Consider the following 18,379-nt stretch of genomic DNA (forward strand, 5'->3'; position numbering starts at 1 on the left):
GGTGGGGTGGGGGCGAAGGGGCGGGTGGGGAGGTTGGTGGGGACGGGTTGGGTGGGGAACCAGTCGCCGGAGGTTGGCAGGGTGGTGAGTTGGGCGGCGGTGGGGCGGGACTCGGGGGTCTTGGCCAGCATCTGGAGGAGGATGCTCTCGAGCGGGCCGGCCAGTTCGGGGCGGAGCTGGCTGGGTGGGACGGGAGGGGTGTCGACGTGCTGGTAGAGGACCGCGGTCGGGTGGTCGCCGGTGAACGGGGGGCGGCCGGTGACCAGCTGGTAGAGCACGCAGCCCAGCGCGTACACGTCTGACTCCGGACCGGCCTGCAGACCCCTGGCGCGCTCCGGCGACAGGTAGTGCGGGGTGCCGAGGATCTGGCCGGTGACAGTCAGGTCGTTGGTTTCGCTGCCTTGTACGTGCGCGATGCCGAAGTCGGCGACCTTGACGCGGCCGTCCGCGCCGGCCATCAGGTTGCTGGGCTTGATGTCGCGATGGACGACGTTCTCCGCATGCGCGGCGGCCAGGCCCGCGGCAGCCTGTTCGACGATCTGGATCGCGCGCGCCCACGGCAGCGGCCCGTCCTCGGCCAGTTCGGCGGCGACCGAGCGGCCTTCGACCAGTTCCATCACCAGGTAGAACTTGTCGTTCTCCTGGCCGAAGTCGTACACGGCGACGATGTGCGGGTCGCTCAGCCGGGCGGCGGCGCGGGCCTCGCGCTGGAATCGTTCGGCCGCGGCCTTGTCCGCGCCGGACTTGAGCATGAGTTTGACCGCGACCTCACGGCCGAGCAGTTCGTCCGTGGCGCGATAGACCTCTCCCATCCCGCCGCGCCCCAAGGACACGCCCAACCGGTACCGCCGTGCAATCAGCATCCATCCCCCGTACCCATGGCAATCTGCCGGCAATCCGCAGGTCCGGATGCCAAGGAGCAAGGTTACTCGGTGTACAAGCTGTGACCTGACGCGCGCCTGCCGTCACCACGTCCGGTGCCGGAAATGGTCTGCGCCACCTTGGCGTTCGTGAGCCGGTCGCGGCGGAGCTCGACCCAGAAGAAGACCGACGCGGCGAGACCGAGCCAGATGTAGCTGTTGCCCGGGATCTGCTGCCAGAAGTTCCAGTCGTACTCGTGATCGCCGCTGTACGGCGGCCACCAGATCGGGGCGAGCGCGAACATGGCGTACCAGAAGACCCCGACGACGACCCGCCGGCGGCCGTGCACGGCGGAGACGAGCGCGATGCCCATCGGCAGCATCCAGACCCAGTGGTGGCTCCACGACACCGGCGAGCAGAGCAGGCTGATCAGCCCGGTCACGGAGACCGCCGCCAGCCGTTGGCCGGCCAGCCAGAGCGCGCGCGACAAGTACAGCCCCGCGAGGCCGGTGACGACGGCGACGGCGAGCCAGATCGGGCCGCCGCCGGCCGGGTCACCGGTGAGCCGGACCAGGAATCCGTTCCAGGATTGATTTCCGGTGTACGCGAGCGCGCCGATCCGGCCCGTGTCCCTGATCAGAGTGGTCCAATACCGCCAGGACGTGTCCGGCGTGATCAGGAATCCCAGCGCGACCGTTCCGGCGAACGCGGCCGAGGCCCGGGCGAGCATCTTGTACTGCTTGGTGACCAGCAGAAAACCGAGGAATACCAGCGGCGTCAGTTTGATACCGGCGGCGATTCCGATCCCGATCCCCCGGCCGCGATGCTTGAGATCCAGCGTGTCGTACAAAATCAGCGCGCACAGGATCAGATTGATTTGCCCGTACGACAAGGTTTCGCGCACCGGTTCGAGCAGAACGGACGCGGCGAAAAGCGCGAGCAGTACGGCGAATCGCGGCCGCACCGTGAACGAACGCAAACCGATCGCCCAAATCAGCCCCAACGCGATCAGGGACACCGCGATCGACGCTCCGTAGGTGAGCGCCCACGGTAAGAGAGCGGCCGGAATCATGACTACCGCGGCGAAAACCGGGTAGGTGAACGGCAACGAAATCCCGATCGGGTGTACGTCGTAGAGGTGCAACGGATCTCGCAGCAGCGCCAAACCACCGACCCGGTAAACCTTCAGGTCCGCACCGGTGTGATCCCACCCGAACGGCAACAACACTCCGAGCGCGACCAGAACCAAGGCCGCCACCGCCCACTGACGACCACTCCCACCCTTCAGCACCGCCCGATGATGCCACCAGATCAATCACAGAATTCGATCAGTCCGGTTGCAATATTCCATCACTGAAAACTGACCGGTAATTCAACGTATCATCACTTCTCCCGCAACCCGGCGAGCGCGGTGACGGCGGCGAGAACGGAAACGACGGCAGCGGTCAGCAGGCTCAGGCGAACGCCCGCGGGCAGGCCGGACGGCGTATTCAGAAAGGCCCCGAAGACCGCGACGGCGAGCGCGCCGCCGAGTTGCCGGCTGGTGTTGAAGATGCCACTGGCAGTTCCGGCGCGATGCACAGGCACCGCGCGCAGCAGCAGTGCGATCACCGGCGGGATCACGGTCGGCCCGGCGAATCCGACAAGCACCATCAGCACCGCAAGTACGCTCACGGGCGCCGTACGCGGCAGGAGCGCGATGCCCGTGAGTCCGAGCGTCATCGACGTGAGGCCGAGCAGTACGACCGGACGCGCGCCCAACCGCTCCACAACGCGCGGACCGAACGGTGTCAGCACGAGCCCGACGAGCATCATCGGCATGAACACGATGCCGGTGCTCAGCGCCGACAAGCCGGCTTGCTGTTGCAGGTACAGGCTCATCACGAAGGGCAGCCCGTAGTACCCGACCATGAACGCGAAGCCGATCGCGATCGCGGAGAGCACAGTCGGCGACGTGAACAGATCGGGCGGCGTCATCGGATGATCGGCTCTGCGTTGGACGGCGACGAAGGCCACGATCGCGACCGCTGCCAGCCCGGCGGCGATCAAGACGCGCGGGTCGGTCAGCCCGGCGGCGCCGGCCTCGATCGCGGCGAAGGTGAGCGCGGCCATCGCGGTCACGGCGAGCACCTGCCCGGTCCAGTCGAACGGCACGCGGTGCCGGCTGGAGCGGGCCGAGCGGGTGAGCAGCGCCAAGGTCGCGATACCGACGGGGATGTTCACCAGGAAGATCAGCCGCCAGCTGAGTACGGTCAGCGCGCCGCCGAGCAACGGGCCGGCCGACGACGCGACAGCGCCGCCCATCGCCCACCACGCGACCGCACGAGCGCGGCACGCTGGGTCCGGGTACGCCTGCGCGATCAAGGCCATCGAGGCGGGCATGATGACCGCCGCGCCGGCGCCTTGGGCGAAGCGGAAGATCACCAGTGCCGTCAGGCCGGGGGCAAGTCCACAGGCGGCGGAAGCCAGTACGAAGACGGCCGTGCCGATTCCGAATGCACGTTTGGCGCCGATTCGATCGACCAGCGAACCGGCCGACAGCAGGAAAGCGGCGAACATCAAGGTGTAACCGTCGACGACCCATTGCAGGCCTTGGATTCCGCCGCCGAGGTCGGTGCGGATGCGCGGCAGCGCGACGTTCACGATCACCGCGTCCAAGGTGACGAGGAAGAACCCCAGGAGCGCGGTCAGTAGGGTCAGACCGGACGCTCGGGTGCCGATGGTCAGGGGTTCTCGAGTTGTCACGCTCTCAAGGCAATCGGTGTCTTTAGTGCGGTACCAGACCGTGGTGGTCCAGGTAATACCAGGACCCCCCTCGCGGGCGTACGGCGTCGGACCGTGGGAGATGTGCCCGCGAAAAGCGATGAGGTCCGTGAGTTCCTGGCGACGCGCCGGGCGAAGATCACGCCTGAACAGGCCGGGCTGAGTCATTACGGCGGCAATCGCCGCGTACCTGGGCTGAGGCGTGAAGAGGCGGCTCTGCTTGCCGGGGTCTCGGTCGACTATTACACGCGGTTGGAGAAGGGAAATCTCGCCGGGGTTTCCGACAGCGTTCTCGACTCGGTCGCGACCGCTCTCCAGCTCGACGAGGCGGAACGGATTTATCTGTACGACCTCGCCCGCACCGCGAACGCATCCGGCCGCCCGGGCAAACCCGGCGGGTCGGGCAAACCCGGCGGGTCGGGCAACTCCGGCGGGTCGCGGCGGCGGCGCGTACGTGAGGTTCGGCCGACTGTGCAGCGGATTCTTGACAGCATGGGTGGCATTCCGGCGTTCGTGCGTACCGAGCGGCTCGACATCGTCGGAACGAACGCGCTCGGGCGTGCCCTCTACTCCCCTATCTTCGACAGCCCGACCAGGACCAGCGCTGTGTCGCCGCCCAACATCGCCCGGTTCAAGTTCCTCGACCCCGCCGCCGCTGACTTCTTCGCCGACTTCGACGCGTCGGCCGACACCACGACTCAGCTGCTGCGGGCGGCGGCCGGCCGCAACCCGCACGACCGCGACCTCACGGATCTCATCGGCGAACTGTGCACTCGCAGCGAGGACTTCCGTACCCGCTGGGCCGCGCACGACGTCCGCGTGCACCGCACCGGAACCAAGCGCTTCCGGCACCCGGTCGTCGGTCTGCTGACGTTCGGCTTCGAAGCCATGGAGTTGTCGGCCGACTCCGGGCTCACGCTGACCGCGTACAGTCCGGAGCCGGATTCGCCGTCCGAGGAGGCGCTCAAACTCCTCGCCAGCTGGGCCGCGACCTCAGACCGGACCGATAAAGTGAGCCGGTGACGAACTTTCGTGGGCTGACGCCGGGGCAGCGGTCGCAGGTTTGGGTTGGTGGGCCTGAGCTGGCCGAACCGGAGCTGGTGTTCGAGTCCGGCGAGCTCCTGGTCGAGGCGCCGAACTGGTCGCTGGACGGTGCCGCGCTGCTCGTCAACGGCGACGGCGAACTCTGGCGCCTCACCCTCGACGACACCACGCTGACCAAGCCGGCGCCTGGCGACGCCGGGCCGCAGCCGGCGTTGGCGCGGGTGCCGTTTGATGGGCTGCCGGGGATCAACAATGATCATGTGCTTGATCCGGACGGGCAGCATATCTATCTGTCGGCGATGGATCGGCACATCTATCGCGGGAGTCTCGACGGTGGCGCCGTACAGCGGGTGACGCCGGATGACGGGAAGTGGCACTTCTTGCATGGGGTTTCGCCGGACGGGAGCCAACTCGCGTACGTCGAGATCGGCAACTTCCCCGAGCCGGGGCGGCTCGCGGTGCTCACGCAATCAGCCGAACCGGTCATCGTCGACACCGGCACAGCACACATCGACGGGCCGGAGTGGTCGCCGGACGGGAAGTGGATCTACTTCAACACCGAAGGCTTCACCGACGTCCCCGGGCACGCGCAGCTCGCCCGCACCCCGGCCGACGGCGGCGCGGACAGCGGCGGCTCGGGTGGCGGCGCGACGGTGGAGCAGGTTGTGGTCAGCGAGACCGTTGACTGGTTTCCGCATCTCTCGCCCGATGGGCAGTACGCCACGTACATCACCTTCCCGCCCGGCACGCTCGGTCACCCGGCAGATCTCGACGTGGAGGTGCGAGTGGTGTCCACCACGGACTGGTCAGTCCCCCTGCAGCGATACCAGGTGTTCGGCGGCCAAGGCACGCTCAACGTGAACAGCTGGTCCCCGGACAGCACCCGGTTCGCCTTCGTCGCGTACCCGATGGACGCACGATGAACGGCCGTACGCTCGGCTCCACCGGGCTGACCGTCACCTCGGTCTGCGCCGGCGGCAGTGGGATCGGCAGCATGCCGGCGGTCTTCGGATACGACGTGCCCACCCGCCAGGCGATCGACGTCGTGCTCCGCCTCTTCGAGAGCCCGATCCGCTGGATCGACACCTCCAACGGCTACAGCGACGGCGAAAGCGAGCGCCGGATCGGGCTGGCGATCAGCGAGTACGGCGGACTGCCCGACGACTTCCTGATCGCGACGAAGGTCGACGCCCGCGACGGCGACTACTCCGGCGTACGGGTCCGCGCGAGTGTTGCCGAAAGCAAGGAACGCCTTGGGCTGGACGATCTGCCCCTGGTCTACCTGCACGACCCGGAGTTCCACGACTTCGACACGATGCGGGACGCCGTCGACACACTGATGCAGTTGCGGGCGGACGGCGAGATCGGGCATGTCGGACTGGCCGGTGGAGACACCGCCGAGCTCGGGCGGTACCTGGATCTCGGCGGATTCGAGGTGCTGCTCGTCCACAACCGCTGGAGCCTGGTCGACCACTCGGCCGAGGCCCTCATCCAGCGCGCCACCGGCGAAGGCATCGCGGTGGTCAACGCGGCCGTCTACGGCGGAGGCATTCTCGCGAATCCGCAAGGCGCCACGAAGTACGGCTACCGCGAAGCGCCGCCCGCCGTACTCGAGGCTGTCGCGGCGATGGACAAAGCGTGCGGCGAGTACGGGATCGACCTGGCCACCGCGGCGCTCCTGCACTCTGTCAACAATCTACAAATCACCGCGACCGTCGCCGGAATCAGCAAGCCGACCCGGGTCGACCAGCTGATCACGGCGCTCCAGACCGAGCTACCGCCGGAGCTCATCACCCGGCTCGACGAGCTCCTCCCCGACCAGCAGTACTGGATCGAGGGCCGACGGTAGTCTTGCGCCTCATGAGCGCAAAGCCGGGTGGTGCTGATCGGGCCTGATCAGCACCACCTCGAAGCACCGCCCCACCGGACCGCCGGGTTACACGTTGTTGGCGACGCCTTCGTCGACCTCGACGCCGCGGGCGTTGGTGATGACCGCGTAACTGATGCCCGCGATGGCCGCGCCGACGATCGGCGCGACGATGAACAGCCACACCTGGCCGAGCGCGCTGCTGCCGGCGAACCACGCGACACCCAGCGACCGAGCCGGGTTCACCGACGTGTTCGTGACCGGGATCCCGACCAGGTGGATGCCGGTCAGCGCGAGACCGATCGCGATCGGCGCGAACCCCTTCGGTGCCCGATCGTCGGTCGCACCAAGGATCACGTACAGGAAGAACGCGGTCAGGACCACCTCGACGATCGCGCACGCCAGCAGCGAGTACCCGCCGGGCGACCGATCGCCGTACCCGTTGGTGGCGAACCCGCTGGCTGACGCGCTGAAGCCATCCTTGCCGCTGGCAATCGCCAGCAGCACCGCGCCGGCCGCGGTGGCGGCGACGACCTGGGTGACGATGTACGTCGGCACCCATTTCCATTCGATCCGCTTCGCCACCGCGAGCCCGATCGTGACCGCCGGGTTGAAGTGACCGCCGGACACATGCCCGACCGCGAACGCCATCACCAGCACGGTCAGACCGAAGGCCAGCGCCACGCCGAGATAGCCGACGCCGACCGGAACCTTGTCCGGCGTGAGCACGACGCCGGCCAGCACAGCGGCACCACAGCCGCCGAAAACGAGCCAAAAAGTACCCAGGAACTCCGCACCGATCCGAGCCGCAGGAGTGGATGAGTCCACGACCGCCTCCTTTGTCGATGTGCCCCGTGAAGTACAGACACCACATCACAGTACGACATCAATCGCGTACATTCAGTGAATTCAGTGCCACAACGCGAGCAGAACCTTGCCGGAGGCATCGGAGTCGGCGGCGGTACGGAACGCCTCGACGGACCGCGCGGGCGGGTACTCATGGGTGATGACGGCTTCGAGCCCGGGGTCCTGGTCAAGCAACCGGATCGCGTGGTCGAGCTCGTGGTTGAAGCGCAGCGTGCCGCGGAGTTGCAGTTCGCGGGCGATCAGCGGCGCGAGATTCACCGCGCGCGGCTCGTTCGGCGGGATGCCGACCTGGACGACGATCCCACCGCGCCGGGCGGCCTCCAGCGCCGCACTGATCGCCGCCGGGACCGCGGTGCATTCGAGGACGACGTCGTACGCCATCGACGGCAGCTCGTCCTTGCCGACCTGGATCGTCCGATGGACCCCGAGCTCCCGCGCGCGCCGCAACGGCCCGGCGAGCACGTCTGTCGTGACCACGACTGCCGCGCCCGCGGCCAGCGCCGCCGCGGCGGTCAGCAACCCGATCGCACCCGAGCCGGACACCAGCACGCGCTTCCCGCGCACTCCCCCGGCGATCTCGATCGCATGCAGCCCGACCGCGAGCGGTTCGGCCAGCGCGGCGCGGCGCAGCGGCAACGATTCGGGCAGCGTACGCACCATGCCCTTCGCCACGATCAGGTACTCGCTCATCCCGCCCTGCGTATGCGGCCAGGTCGACGCGCTGCCCAGGTACGCACCGTTCGGCCACAGATGCGGCCGATCCTCGATCCCCGCCTCGGGCGTACCGAACGTGGCCGGATGAATGGTCACGGGCGTACCCGGCGCCAACTCCCCCGCCGGATCGAGATCGACCGTGCCGGACAGCTCATGCCCCGGAACCAACGGCTCCCGAAGTACGAACGCGCCGATCGCACCGTCCTGGTAGTAATGCAGGTCCGACCCACAAATCCCGCCGTACGCCATCCGCACCCGCACTTGTCCGGGCAACGGGCGCGGCGTCGGAACCTCGATCTCGGCGAGCTCCAGCTTTCGCCGGATGACGATCGCCTTCATCGCGCCGGCCGGTGCTCGGCGAGCTGATCGCGCCACCACGGCGTTTCGACGAATCCGCGTTTGAGGGACAGCAGCTCGACCGACGCGTTCCAGCCGATCACGCCGTCCATCCGGGCCAGCGTCTCGGTGGTGAACTCGAACAGGCTCCCGGTCGACTCGGCGATCACCTCGCAGAGCAGCGCGTTGCCGTCGAGCGTGGCGCCGAGGTACCGGACCGAGCGGTGCCGGGTCAGCGCGTCGGCGACCGTACTGAGCTTGGCCGGCTCGACCGTGATCCACATCAGCGTCTCTGCCTCCAGGCCGAGCGCCGGCGCGGGCACGATCGTGAAGATGGCCACGCAGCCGTCGTTGATCATCCGTTCGAACCGCCGCCGGACCGTACTTTCGTTCAGCTCCAGCTGGTCCGCGATCGTCTGGAAGCTGGCCCGCCCGTCCTCGCGGAGTCGTTCGAGGATCGCCAGGTCGACCTTGTCGAAGTGGTCCGGCGAGCACAGCGGTACCTCGGGCGGCTCCAAGTCCTTGCCGTCGAGCACCTGCTTGTACCAGTCGTGCGAGACCTTGTAGACGTGCAAGAGCAGATCGCTGTACCACCGTTCGACGCCGTTGATCTGCTGCAGCTCCAGCATCGTCCGCGGGTAGCGCGTCGGCCCCGAGTTCACCACCAGTTCGATGCCGATGTCGTACGTCCCGGTGATCATCGACGCCCACCGGACATCCGGCCTGGCCACCAGCTCGGCGGCGACGTCCAGCTGCGTACCCGGCCGGCAGCCGATCCGGGTGAAGAAGGTCTCGACCGGGCCGGTGCTGCCGAGACTGGACAGCACCGCGACCTTGAGCAGGTTGTCGGCGATCAGCTGCTGCGCCCGGCGCGCCACCGTGGGCACGGACGTGCCGCAGACCGCGGCGATAGAAGTCCAGCTGGCCCGGCCGTCGGCCTGCAACTCGAGGATGATCCGCCGGTCGAGATCGTCAAGGGTCCTCATCGAACGGGACAAACCTCCGTCAGGAATCGCCGTACCGCTTCCGTCCATGCCTCTGCCTCCTCGATCTGCGGCGAGTGCCCGGACTTCTCGAACACCACCAGCCGGGAGTCGGGGATCAGACTAGCGATCTGCTCACTGCACGCCACCGGGGTGATCCAGTCGGTGCGCCCGACGGTGATCAGCGTCGGCGCCGTCACCCCGGGCAGCTGCGGCTTGAGGTCGAAGCTCGGCATGTTCACCGAGAAGGCGTAATTGTGCGCTTCGTACCGGTACGGCGTGGCCTCGACCCGCGCCTCGACCGCGGCCGGGTCGTACGCATAGTCGTACAGCGGCAGGATCTCGCGCCAGCAGTCCCGCAGGTCAGCGTCGTCGTGGACCGTGCCGGCGAAGATCCGGTCCAGCTTCTCCCGGTCGATCTCCACCCGGGCATTCGCGAGCGCGTTGGCCAGGGCCATTTCCTCGTTCGAGTTGTCCGGTGAGGTGTCGCGCAGTACGAGCGCGCGGACGCGATCGGGATAGCGGATCGCGTACTCCATCGCCATGAACCCGCCGTACGATCCGCCTGCCATGATGATCCGCTCGGCGCCGGCCCACTCGCGCAGACCGTCGATGTCGGCGGCCCACTGCTCGTGGCTGAACGTCCCGTTCCCCTCGCTCTGGCCGGAGCCCCGCGCATCGAAGACGATCACCCGGTACGTATCGGCCAGCCGCCCGAAGCTCGCCCGCGGCTCCGCCCGCGACCCGAGACCCGGCGCGCCGTGATGCGCGATCAGCACCGGCGCGCCCGCGGGACCGAGCACCTCCACCGCCAGCCGGTTCCCGTTGATCTCAACCATCGTCGCCGTGGAGGTGGCGGCGGCGAACTCGGGTGACACGTCGTTCATCAAAAGGCTCCTAAATGATGCAGTCGTCGAGACTTCGGGGGTACGAGGTGAGCGGTCGCGCGCCGTCCTCCGTGACGAGCATCGAATCCGAGATCCGGTACCCGGCATGCTCCGGGACGTAGATGCCCGGCTCGTTCGAAACGATCATTCCGGGCTCCAGCACGGTCGAATCCCCGGACTCCAGCCACGGCGGCTCGTGCATGCCCAGCCCGATCCCATGACCTTGCCGGTGGCGCAGGTACTGACCAAGCCCGGCCTCCCGGATGACCGCGAGACACGCGTCGTTGGCGTCCCGGCACTCCACGCCCGGTTTGATCGCCTGGCCGCCAAGCTCCTGGGCCAGCCGGATGGTCTCGTGATACCGGCGCTGCTCGTCGGTGGGTTCGCCGAGCACGAAAGTCCGCTCCCCCTCGACGAACCGGCCGCCGACCGCACAGCCGAGCGAGAGCATGAACGTGTCACCCGGCTGCAGCCGATACCCCGACGGCAGACCATGCGGGTACGACGAGTTCGCGCCCGCGTACACGAGTCCGCCCGCGAGTGGCGAGACCACGACCACCCCGGAGTGCTCGGCGTACATCGTGCCGGTGCCGACGCGGGTGACGTACGCGGCGAGCTCGGCCTCGCTGGGCAACTCACCGCCGTCGCGCACCGCGTCCGCGACCAGTTCAACACCCCGGGTCAGCATCAGATCGGTGATCCGCGCGGCCTCTTGATGCAGCGCGATCTCTTCCGGTTCCTTGATGTACCGGGCGACCGTGACGAGATCCGTCGGTACGAAATCTGTACTGGACAGTGCGGCCGATGCGGCGCTCAGGCGGGCGTACGAGATCGAGGTGGTGTGTCCAGTCCGGCGATGCGCCGGGCCGATCGCCCGTGAGAGCAGTTCGAAGGGCGGTGTCGTGCCAGGGTACTCCGGGTAGTCGACGAGCTCCGCCGCCGCGTCCTGCGATTCGGCGTGCTCGCGCTCCAGCTCCGGCAGCAGCAGTACGCACCGGCCGTCGGTGTCCAGCCAGACCGCGACCGGCCGCTCGCACGGGTGATGGAAGAAGCCGGTCAGGTACGCAACATCCTCCGGATCGTCCGTGAGGATCGAATCGAAACCGACGGCGGCGACGCGCGTACGCACCCGCTCTTGCAGGCCGAGGTAGAACGAGCGATCGAGACGCTGCGGGAAGGTCATCCGTTCCTCCGGGGGTTGCGGGCGTCGTTGTACGCGGTTGACAGCAGCGTCGACGCGAGGACGAGCAGGAAGATCGCCAGCGACGGGAACAGTGGCAGCCACCACGCGGTCGACATCGCGCCGGCCTGCTGCGCCTCGTACAGGATCCGGCCCCAGGACCAGGTGTTCGGATCGCCGAGGCCGAGGAAGGCGAGCCCGGCCGCGGACAGGACCGCGCGGGACGAGGTCAGGACCACCGACACCAGGATCAACGGCACGACGGCCGGGATCACGTGCCGGCGGATGATCCAGAACGGTGAACTGGTCATCAGCCGGGCCGCGTCCACGTACGGCAACCGGACGATCGCGAGCGCCTGGGACCGGACGACGCGGGTCACCTCGGGCCAGGAGAACGCCGCGATCACGAAGATGATCGTCAGCGTGCTCGGCCCGGCGAGCGCCGCGACGAGGATCATCAACGGCAGCACCGGCAGCGACAGCGTCAGGTCGACGATCACGCTGATCACGGTGTCCAGGGTGCGGAAGTACGCACCGAGTACGGCGAGCAGCGTGCCGAGGACGATCGCGATCAGCGAGGCGGCCGCGGCGACGAGCAGACTCTGTCGAGCGCCCCAGACAACTTCGGCGAAGACATCCAGGCCGAGACTGTCGGTGCCGAACCAATGATCGCCGGACGGCGGCGCGAGCACGGCGTCACCGTAGCCGGACGGATACCCGGCGAGCAGCGGTGCCGCGGCCGCGATCAGCACCAGCAGTGCGAGCACGATCAACGCCGCCAGCCCGAGCGGCTCCCGCCGGAACCGCCGCCAGGTCAACCATCCCGCCCGCGGCGCCGGCGGGGTCACTGCCGACTCGACAGCCATATTCATCAGGAACCTGCTTTCACACGCGGGTCGAGGAGGCCGTAGACGATGTCGGTGATCATGTTGACCACCACAACCACCGCGGCCAGCAGCAGGAACGCGCCCTGGAGCAGCGGGAAGTCGAGCCGGACGACCGCGTCGTAGATCCCGCGGCCGATCCCCGGATACGCGTAGACGGTTTCGATCAGGATCACGCCGCCGACCAGGTACAGGCAGATCTGCAGGCCGATCAACGTTGTCGTCGGCAACAAGGCGTTCCGGAGCGCGTGTTTCCACAGCACCCGCCGGTACGGCAGGCCGTTCGCGCGGGCGAGCACCACATAGTCCTCACCGAGCGATTCGATCAACGTGGAGCGTACGGTCAGCACGTACGCCCCGAGCTGGACGAGCACCAACGACACGGCCGGCAGGACCAGATGGGTGAGCACCGACAAGTACCAGTCGCCGCCGTACGTGCCATCCGTGTACGCGCCACCGATCGGGAACAACCCGAGTCGTAAGCCGAAGACGTACAACAACAAGATGCCGACGCTCGGTACGAACAACGACTGCCCCGTCACGGCCACGACCTGCACGACGCGATCGACGACCCCGCCCGCACGGGAAGCGGCCACGACGCCGAGCGGGATGCCGAGCAGGATCGTCACCAGCAAGGACACTCCGACCAGCAGCAATGTCCAGGGCAGCATCTCCATCAGCGAGTCCGTCACGCTGATGTTCTGGCTGAAGGAGATGCCGAGATTGCCCTGCACCAGCCGGCCGAGGTACTTCACGTACTGCACCGGCAGCGACTGGTCGAGACCGTACTGGTTCAGCAGCCGGGCCCGGATCTCGGGCGTCATGTTCGTACTCGCGATCGCGAGCGCGGGGTCGCCCGGCAGCAACCGGAGCATCAGGAACGTCACCGTCACCGCGAACCAGAGGGTGAGTACGCCCCGGCCGATCCGGCGGAGCACGAACGAGAACAACGACATCCGGGGATCTCCCGCCCTACTTCGCGGTCTTGGTGGCGGACGCGACCGAGACCGGGTTGACGATGGAGAGCAGTTCGCTCGGCTTGACCGAGAACCCGCTCCACTCGCTGCGATGCGCGACGAACAGGTTCTGCGTGTACATCACGTTGTCGTACACGTTGTCGTGGACCAGCTTCGCCGCCTGTTGCAGGATCGGCACCTGCTCCTTCTGGTCGAACGTCACCCGCGCCTTCTCGATCAGCGCGTTCAGCTGCGGATCATCGACGTACGAGTAGTTGATCGCGCCCTTCGGCAGATAGGTCAGCGCCATGTTCGTCGCCGGGTCGTCCATGATCGCGAAGTTGCCGGCGTAGATGTCGAAGTCACCCGCGTTCGTCTTGGCCAGGTACGTATTGCGTTCCAGGCCTTGCAGCTGAATCGTCACCCCGGCCTTGGCGGCACCGTCCTTGACCAGGTTCGCCCACTGGGTGGTGACCGGGTCCTGCAGCGAGTAGATCATCCGGAACGTCAGCGGGAACTTCCCGTTGCCATCGGCAACGTATCCGGCCTGCTCCAATAGCATTCGGGCTGCGTCCGGGTTGTACTCGTACTCCTTGAGCGAGTCGTCGTAGAACGTCTTCAGCACCGGCATGATCGGGCTCGAACCGGTCGACACGGCCTGGTCCTGCAGCACCACCTTGCGGATCGCGTTGTAGTCGACGGTCTGCGCGAGCGCCAGCCGGACCTCCTTCTTCGCCAAGGCCGGCTTGGTCATGTTGTACGTCAGATGCGCGTACCCGAGACCTGGTACTTCCTCGACCGTGATGCCCGGCGAGCTCTTCAGGTTCTTCACCTGCGCCGGCGGCAGGGTGTTCGCGATCGCGTCCACATCGCCGTTCTTCAGGCTGAGGATCTCCGCGTTCACGTCCGGGTACACGCGGTAGACGACCTTCGCGGCCTTCGGCTTTCCGCCCGGGACCAGTGGATAGTTGTCGACTCGCTCCATCGTGTAGCTCTGCCCGCGCTGAACGGTCTTCAGTACGTACGGTCCCGCGCTGACCCAGCCACCGTTCTTGCCGTCGTTGGCGAACGAGGCAACCGATCCGGCCGGTTCGAACACGTGCTGCGGTACGACGTTGCCCCAGAACCCGATCTCCGGGATCAGCGAGGCATCCGGCTTCGACAGCTTGATCTCGACCCGGGTGTCGGACACCGCGGTCGCCGACGCGAAGTTGGTCAGCTGGCCGTACAGCGTGCCGGCCGGCGCGTCCTTCTTCACCGCGTTCAGCGTGTACGCGACGTCCTTCGCGGTCAGCGGCTTGCCGTCCGACCATTTCATCCCGGGCTTCAACTCGTAGAAGCCGGTGGTGCTGTTCACGTACCCCCACTTCTCCGCCAGCTCCGGAGCCTTTTGGCCGTCCGCGCCGATCGAGAGCAGATGCGGGTACATCAGGTTGGTGATCCAGTAGTCGCTGCGGCTGTTGCCGACCAGCGGGTTGAAGTTGACCACGTCGGTGGTGGTCGCAATCGTCAAAGTCGGGTCGGCGACCGCCTGGCCGCCGGTCCCTGCGTTGCTGCCGCTGCCCGGCGCCTCGGGGGCGCAAGCCGCCAGCGCGGCGATCACTGCGGTCGCGGCCGCAACTGCGGCCGCGACCCGCGAACGAGGTGTCACACCCAGACCTCCTTCAGAACTCGTAGCGTGTTGCCCCCGACAACCTTGCGGATCTCGTCGTCGCTGTAACCGTGGCCGACCAGCCAGCCGATGATGTTGAAGAAGCCTTCGGCCGGGTTCTCCAGTCCGTCGACGTACGGGACCTTCTCGAACTCGACCCCGCCGTGCGCCTGGCCCAGCGACAGGTTCGCGGCGAACGCGTCGTGCAGTCCGACGTGGTCGCCGAACAGCGTGTCCGGGCCGAAGCTGACGTGGTCGATACCGACCAGGTCGACGCAGAAGGTGAAGTGATCCATCACCGACTCGAGCGAGTGCAGCGGGTGCTTGCGGGACAGCGTCGTGTGCGGCGCCGCCTCGATCCCGATCACGCCACCGCGCTCGGCGCAGGCCTTGATCGTCTCGTCGTCCTTCATCCGGTTCGTCGGCCAGACGGTGCGCGAACCGGCGTGCGTGATGAACACCGGCAGCGCCGACTTCTTGATCACGTCGAGGCCGGTCCGGTCCCCCGAGTGCGAGATGTCGATCGCGATCCCGAGCTTGTTCATCCGCTCGACGGCGCGGTCCCCGAGGTACGTGAGGCCGCCGTCGCCGCGTTCCTTCAGGCCGCCGCCGAGCAGGTTCGCCTCCGAGTACGCGATGCCCATCTGGCGGACGCCGAAGCCGTACAGCACGTCCAGCCGGTCGATCTCGTTCTCGATCGGGGTGGCGGCTTCGAGCGCGAAGATGTGCGCGACCCGGCCGGTCTCGGCGGCGTACTCGATGTCCTTGATCGACTCGGCCTTCATGACAAAGTCCTGGTGCGCCAGGTCGGCCATCCGGACGCCCAGGTCGAACAGCACGTCCTGGTACTTCCAGCCGGCGTCGGAGCTGATGCAGCAGGTGCCGTCCATCCCGTTGTCGAAGACCGCGGTCAGGCCGGAGCGCGACAGCCCTTCGTACCCGGTTGGTTCCCGGCCGCGACGGATGTGCTCGCGCAGGTCGGTCATGTCCTCGGGGAACACCTGCACGTGTTCGTGCAGCGAGATGACGGTTTCCTCGGCGAGCAGCCGGCGGGTTCGTTCTTCCTGCTCGGCGGAGAGTTCGAGGCCCTGGTACGCCGGGACGCGGCCGAGCTGCTGGGCGTACGTGAACTCTCGGTAGTCCTTGCCTGCCTCGAGGTAGTCGTAGGCGGTGTACCCGGTGTAGCGGGGAGCGGGCTCCAGCACGCTGGGCCTCCTGTCTGCGCGGATTTTCGGCGGTCACCGGTTGACGTTGCCGGTGAGATGCCTCAGAGTTTCATCACTATCCGGCGCCGATGTCAACGGTTGCTTCAAAACTCGGCATCTCGGCAATCTTCGTGAAACTTACCGGCAACACGGTGGTGTGAGGATGGAGCTTGTGAACGCATCTCCCGACGCTCTGCGGGTGCGTGGCCTGTCGGTCTCGTTCCGGATCGACGGCGCCCAGGTGGACGCGGTCCGGCACGTCGACCTGGACGTACCGCGCGGCCGGCTGGTCGCTCTGCTGGGCGAATCCGGCTCGGGCAAATCCGTCACCGCACGGGCCGTGATGGGCCTCAGCGGCAGCGCCGCGACGGTGACCGCCGACGAGATCAACCTGGCCGGTACGGACTTGCTGACCGTCGATCCGCAGACGTTGCGCGGGCGGCGGATGAGCCTCGTACTGCAGGATGCACTGTCCGCCTTGAACCCGGTGCTGACGATCGGCGATCAGGTCGGCGAACTGTTCCGCGTCCATCAAGGCGCTTCGCGACAGACCGCCCGGAATCGCGCCGCCGAGCTGCTCGGCCTGGTCGGAATCCCCGCACCGGTGCAGCGGCTGGCCGACTACCCGCATCAGTTCTCGGGCGGGATGCGGCAGCGCATCCTGATCGCGATGGCGATCGCGCTCGAACCCGAATTGCTGATCGCCGACGAACCGACGACCGCGCTCGATGTGACCGTTCAGGCCCAGATCCTGGATCTGCTCGCGGACCTGCGGTCACAGCTGGACATGGGCGTCCTGCTGATCACCCATGATCTCGCGGTCGTCAGTGAGGTCGCGGATCAGCTCACGGTGATGTACGCCGGTCGGGTCGTTGAGACCGGTGATGCGGATGTCGTGCTCGCGCATCCATCGCACCCGTACACGGAGGCTCTGCTGCGATCGGTTCCGCAGCTTGAGCAGCACGGTGGGGACCTGTTCACGATTCCCGGTTCGCCGCCGCATCCTGCTCGCGTACCTCATGGGTGCGCGTTCCACCCACGGTGTCATCGGGTCGTCGATCAATGCTCGACGGTACGGCCGGAGCTTCTGTCCATCGGCGGCCGCGGGGTCGCCTGCCACCAGTCGGAGGTGCTGCTCGGTGAGCAAGTCTGAGGTCGCGCAGGCAAGCGCCGAGGTGGTACTTGAGGCGGACAGTCTCGTCCGCACGTACGCGGTCGGTTCGGCGTTGCGGCGCGGGCGGGTCTCCGCTGTCGACAACGTGAGTTTGACGCTGCACCGCGGTGAGATCGTCGGGGTCGTCGGCGAATCCGGCTGCGGCAAGTCGACCCTTGCCCGGATGCTGGTCGGGCTCGAACGACCGGACAGCGGAACATTGTCGTACCTCGGTCGCGATGTGACTGCCGGCGGGCGGCGCGAACGCAAACTGCTGCGCGACGGGGTGCAGATGATCTTCCAGGACCCGTACGCGTCACTCGATCCGCGGATGACCGTCCTGGACATCGTGGCCGAACCGCTGGCGGCGAACGGAACCGGCACGCGCGCTTCCCGCCGCGACAAGGTCGGCTCGCTGCTGGAAGTGGTCGGGCTGGCGCCTGATCTGATGAACCGCTTCCCGCATCAGTTCTCCGGCGGGCAGCGACAGCGGATCGGCATCGCGCGGGCGCTCGCGCTCGACCCGGCCGTCCTGATCGCCGATGAACCGGTCTCCGCGCTGGACGTGTCGGTGCAGGCCCAGGTGATCAATCTCCTGGCCGACCTGCGCAAGCGGCTTGACGTCACGGTCGTGTTCATCGCGCATGATCTGTCGGTCGTACGCCATCTGGCCGATCGGGTCGCGGTGATGTACCTCGGGCGGATCGCCGAACTCGGTCCCACTGCCGAAATCTACGATGCGCCCACCAACCCGTACACGCAGGCGCTCTTGTCGGCGGTCCCGTCACCCGATCGCAGCGCCCGCGGCACGCTGACTCGCCGCCGCAAGCTCTCCGGCGAACCACCATCACCACTCGATCCCCCATCCGGCTGCCGCTTCAACCCCCGCTGCTGGCTCGCCGAAGACCGCTGCCGCACCGAAACCCCCACCCTCCGCCTCCTCACCACCCACCACACGGCCTGCCACTTCGCCGAATCCCTCACCTCCCCCTAAGGGTTCTCCACCCGCGTGGTGGGTTCTCCACTGG

At 67.4% G+C, this 18,379-nt stretch carries 17 protein-coding genes; 5 read left to right on the forward strand and 12 right to left on the reverse strand.

Annotated features, from left to right (window positions below):
• The 3 genes from ABD260_RS36315 to ABD260_RS36325 all read right to left on the reverse strand — a co-directional run.
• On the reverse strand, positions 1-863 hold an 863-nt coding region (locus tag ABD260_RS36315), incomplete at its 3' end, for a serine/threonine-protein kinase (RefSeq protein WP_344241327.1).
• Positions 864-925: 62 nt separating this feature from the next.
• Complete coding sequence (locus ABD260_RS36320; RefSeq protein ID WP_344241329.1) at positions 926-2,152, reverse strand: glycosyltransferase 87 family protein; 1,227 nt, start codon at positions 2,150-2,152, stop codon at positions 926-928.
• 92 nt (positions 2,153-2,244) lie between these two features.
• The gene (locus ABD260_RS36325; protein WP_344241331.1) at positions 2,245-3,606 is read right to left on the reverse strand and encodes an MFS transporter; all 1,362 of its coding nucleotides are present in this window, start codon (positions 3,604-3,606) and stop codon (positions 2,245-2,247) included.
• A 102-nt stretch (positions 3,607-3,708) separates the two neighbouring features.
• Between ABD260_RS36325 and ABD260_RS36330 the strand changes: the two genes are divergently transcribed.
• The 3 genes from ABD260_RS36330 to ABD260_RS36340 are packed head-to-tail and all read left to right on the forward strand — an operon-like array spanning position 3,709 to position 6,517.
• Positions 3,709-4,647: a helix-turn-helix transcriptional regulator gene (locus ABD260_RS36330; RefSeq protein WP_344241333.1), complete on the forward strand. Its 939-nt coding sequence runs from the start codon at positions 3,709-3,711 to the stop codon at positions 4,645-4,647.
• Complete coding sequence (locus ABD260_RS36335) at positions 4,644-5,591, forward strand: TolB family protein (protein ID WP_344241335.1); 948 nt, start codon at positions 4,644-4,646, stop codon at positions 5,589-5,591. Before ABD260_RS36330 ends, ABD260_RS36335 begins: the two co-directional genes overlap by 4 nt.
• Positions 5,588-6,517: an aldo/keto reductase gene (locus ABD260_RS36340; protein ID WP_344241337.1), complete on the forward strand. Its 930-nt coding sequence runs from the start codon at positions 5,588-5,590 to the stop codon at positions 6,515-6,517. The genes ABD260_RS36335 and ABD260_RS36340 overlap by 4 nt, the downstream gene beginning before the upstream one ends.
• An 87-nt stretch (positions 6,518-6,604) precedes the next feature.
• Here the strand turns inward: ABD260_RS36340 and aqpZ are convergent, their stop codons facing one another.
• The 9 genes from aqpZ to ABD260_RS36385 form a co-directional block, all read right to left on the reverse strand.
• Positions 6,605-7,363 carry an aquaporin Z gene (gene aqpZ, locus ABD260_RS36345; protein ID WP_344241339.1) on the reverse strand — a complete coding sequence of 253 codons (759 nt, stop codon included), beginning with the start codon at positions 7,361-7,363 and terminating at the stop codon, positions 6,605-6,607.
• 81 nt (positions 7,364-7,444) lie between these two features.
• Entirely contained in the window at positions 7,445-8,455 is a 1,011-nt protein-coding gene (locus ABD260_RS36350) for a zinc-binding dehydrogenase (protein WP_344241341.1), read from the reverse strand.
• Positions 8,452-9,438: an Lrp/AsnC family transcriptional regulator gene (locus ABD260_RS36355; protein ID WP_344241343.1), complete on the reverse strand. Its 987-nt coding sequence runs from the start codon at positions 9,436-9,438 to the stop codon at positions 8,452-8,454. The genes ABD260_RS36350 and ABD260_RS36355 overlap by 4 nt, the downstream gene beginning before the upstream one ends.
• Entirely contained in the window at positions 9,435-10,322 is an 888-nt protein-coding gene (locus ABD260_RS36360; protein ID WP_344241345.1) for an alpha/beta fold hydrolase, read from the reverse strand. The genes ABD260_RS36355 and ABD260_RS36360 overlap by 4 nt, the downstream gene beginning before the upstream one ends.
• Before the next feature lie 10 nt (positions 10,323-10,332).
• The gene (locus ABD260_RS36365) at positions 10,333-11,505 is read right to left on the reverse strand and encodes a M24 family metallopeptidase (RefSeq protein ID WP_344241347.1); all 1,173 of its coding nucleotides are present in this window, start codon (positions 11,503-11,505) and stop codon (positions 10,333-10,335) included.
• Entirely contained in the window at positions 11,502-12,374 is an 873-nt protein-coding gene (locus ABD260_RS36370; RefSeq protein WP_344241349.1) for an ABC transporter permease, read from the reverse strand. The genes ABD260_RS36365 and ABD260_RS36370 overlap by 4 nt, the downstream gene beginning before the upstream one ends.
• Positions 12,374-13,342: an ABC transporter permease gene (locus ABD260_RS36375; protein ID WP_344241351.1), complete on the reverse strand. Its 969-nt coding sequence runs from the start codon at positions 13,340-13,342 to the stop codon at positions 12,374-12,376. Before ABD260_RS36375 ends, ABD260_RS36370 begins: the two co-directional genes overlap by 1 nt.
• A gap of 16 nt (positions 13,343-13,358) precedes the next feature.
• The gene (locus tag ABD260_RS36380; RefSeq protein ID WP_344241353.1) at positions 13,359-14,993 is read right to left on the reverse strand and encodes an ABC transporter substrate-binding protein; all 1,635 of its coding nucleotides are present in this window, start codon (positions 14,991-14,993) and stop codon (positions 13,359-13,361) included.
• Complete coding sequence (locus tag ABD260_RS36385) at positions 14,990-16,198, reverse strand: dipeptidase (protein WP_344241355.1); 1,209 nt, start codon at positions 16,196-16,198, stop codon at positions 14,990-14,992. The genes ABD260_RS36380 and ABD260_RS36385 overlap by 4 nt, the downstream gene beginning before the upstream one ends.
• A 163-nt stretch (positions 16,199-16,361) precedes the next feature.
• Here ABD260_RS36385 and ABD260_RS36390 point away from each other — a divergent pair, with 163 nt between their 5' ends.
• Both ABD260_RS36390 and ABD260_RS36395 read left to right on the forward strand, forming a co-directional pair.
• A complete protein-coding gene (locus ABD260_RS36390) occupies positions 16,362-17,351 on the forward strand; it encodes an ABC transporter ATP-binding protein (protein ID WP_344241357.1) in 990 nt (329 codons plus the stop codon).
• On the forward strand, positions 17,338-18,345 hold the full coding sequence (locus tag ABD260_RS36395) for an ABC transporter ATP-binding protein (RefSeq protein ID WP_425553491.1): 1,008 nt from the start codon (positions 17,338-17,340) through the stop codon (positions 18,343-18,345). Before ABD260_RS36390 ends, ABD260_RS36395 begins: the two co-directional genes overlap by 14 nt.
• Positions 18,346-18,379 lie beyond the last annotated feature (34 nt).

The organism is Kribbella hippodromi (assembly GCF_039531045.1).
GTDB classification, from domain to species: Bacteria; Actinomycetota; Actinomycetes; order Propionibacteriales; family Kribbellaceae; genus Kribbella; species Kribbella hippodromi.

Excerpts from the sequence above, each read along its gene's own strand:
- ABD260_RS36390 (WP_344241357.1), top strand. The coding sequence starts at position 16,362 with ATGGAGCTTGTGAACGCATCTCCCGACGCTCTGCGGGTGCGTGGCCTG.
- ABD260_RS36340 (WP_344241337.1), top strand. The coding sequence starts at position 5,588 with ATGAACGGCCGTACGCTCGGCTCCACCGGGCTGACCGTCACCTCGGTC.
- ABD260_RS36375 (WP_344241351.1), bottom strand. The coding sequence starts at position 13,342 with ATGTCGTTGTTCTCGTTCGTGCTCCGCCGGATCGGCCGGGGCGTACTC.
- ABD260_RS36370 (WP_344241349.1), bottom strand. The coding sequence starts at position 12,374 with ATGAATATGGCTGTCGAGTCGGCAGTGACCCCGCCGGCGCCGCGGGCG.
- ABD260_RS36350 (WP_344241341.1), bottom strand. The coding sequence starts at position 8,455 with ATGAAGGCGATCGTCATCCGGCGAAAGCTGGAGCTCGCCGAGATCGAG.
- ABD260_RS36365 (WP_344241347.1), bottom strand. The coding sequence starts at position 11,505 with ATGACCTTCCCGCAGCGTCTCGATCGCTCGTTCTACCTCGGCCTGCAA.
- ABD260_RS36355 (WP_344241343.1), bottom strand. The coding sequence starts at position 9,438 with ATGAGGACCCTTGACGATCTCGACCGGCGGATCATCCTCGAGTTGCAG.
- ABD260_RS36360 (WP_344241345.1), bottom strand. The coding sequence starts at position 10,322 with ATGAACGACGTGTCACCCGAGTTCGCCGCCGCCACCTCCACGGCGACG.